The 1676-nt window shown below is 66.4% G+C and carries 1 protein-coding gene and 1 pseudogene; both read left to right on the top strand.

All coding sequences use genetic code 11. The features are described from left to right. Positions 1–177: pseudogene (locus E1182_RS30460) on the top strand (IS5/IS1182 family transposase); the annotation flags it as partial. A 72-nt stretch (positions 178–249) separates the two neighbouring features. Continuing rightward, on the top strand, positions 250–1676 hold a 1427-nt coding region (locus E1182_RS30455; protein WP_132271178.1), incomplete at its 3' end, for a glycoside hydrolase family 43 protein.

The raw sequence follows: 1676 nt of genomic DNA, 5'->3' as shown, positions 1-1676 counted from the left end.
GGATCCAAGGGCGGACGCCCGCCAGCCTTCGACCCGCACATCTACCAGCAACGTCACGCCGTCGAGTGCGGCATCAACCGACTCAAACGCAACCGGGCCGTGGCCACGCGCTTCGACAAGCTGGCCGTCCGGTACGAGGCCACGATCCACCTCGCGGCCATCAACGAGTGGCTGTGACCGACTTCGACACACGCCCTAGCTCCAACGGTCACGCATCCGACGCACCTCACTGTTCCCTAAAGGAGATAAATGTCGAAGATCTTGGTCAGGCTGGTGGCGACGTTGTCTGCCGCCTGTCTGCTGTTCACATCCTGGTCGGTGACCGCACCGCGGCGGGCCGTCGCCGCCGACCCGGGCTACCTGATGGTCCACTTCATCGGTGAAGGGTCGACCGGTCAGCAGATCTACCTCTCGCACAGCACGGACGGCCTGCACTGGAACGACCTCAACGACGGGGCGTCGATCCTGCGTTCCCCGCTCGGCACGCGCGGGGTGCGCGACCCCGCACTGGTCCGCTCCCCGGACGGCAGCAAGTACTGGATCATCGCGACCGACCTGTGCTGGGGCTGCGGGTCGACGGTGGACGGCTCCATCAACAACGGCAGCCGCAGCTTCGTGGTGTGGGAGTCGACGGACCTGATCAACTGGTCGCAGCCGTGGCTGCTCAACGTCGCCGGCGCGATCCCCGACGGACGCAACGCCTGGGCGCCTGAGGCGATCTGGAACCCCGCCACCAACGACTACGTCCTGTACTGGGCGACGAACGTGCCACTCGACGGCAAGACGAAGCACCGCATTTTCTACGCCCGCACCAGCGACTTCCGCACCATCACCACCCCGCAGATCTACATCGACCGCCCCGGCACCCAGGAACTCATCGACACCCAGATCGTCGAACTACCGGCCGGCGTCGGCAACTACCGCTACGTACGGGCCTCCGGCGACGGCCAGATCACCCTCGAAGGCAGCAACTCCATCCTCGGCACCTGGACCAACCTCGGCAACCTCTCCGGCATCGGCCTCACCGGCTCCCAGGTCGAAGGCCCGATGTGGATGAAGTTCCGCGACCGCAACGAGTGGGCCCTCTACCTCGACCAGTACTCCTCCGGACGCGGATACATGCCCGTCACGACGACCAACCCCGCCGCCGTAAGCACCTACCAGATCCCGGCATCGGGAAGCTACAACATGGGCGCCACCAAGAAGCGCCACGGCTCGATCCTGACCCTCACCGCCGCCGAGGAAGGCCGCGTCCTCGCCCGCTGGCCCAGCACCCCGGCCAACCGGCTCCAGTCGTACAACTTCCCCGACCGATACGTGCGGCACGCCAACTACGACGTACGCATCGACCAGAACATCACCGGCCCCGACGCCCAGTTCCGGCTACGGCCCGGCCTCGCCGGCACCGGCACCATCTCCTTCGAGTCGGTCAACTTCCCCGGCTACTTCCTGCGCCACACCAACTACGACTTCCAACTCCTCCGCAACGACGGCACCGCCCAGTTCGCCGCCGACGCCACCTTCCTGCAGGTCGCCGGCCTCGCCGACCCCACCTGGTCATCCTTCCAGTCCTACAACCACCCCGACCGCTACATCCGCCACTACGCCTACCAACTGCGCCTCGACCCCACCACCACCACAACCGCACGCAGCGACGCCACCTTCCGCGTAACCAC

Origin of the sequence: Micromonospora sp. KC721, assembly GCF_004348355.1 — a bacterium.
GTDB lineage: Bacteria > Actinomycetota > Actinomycetes > Mycobacteriales > Micromonosporaceae > Micromonospora.
This window is presented reverse-complemented; position numbering and strand designations above follow the sequence as displayed.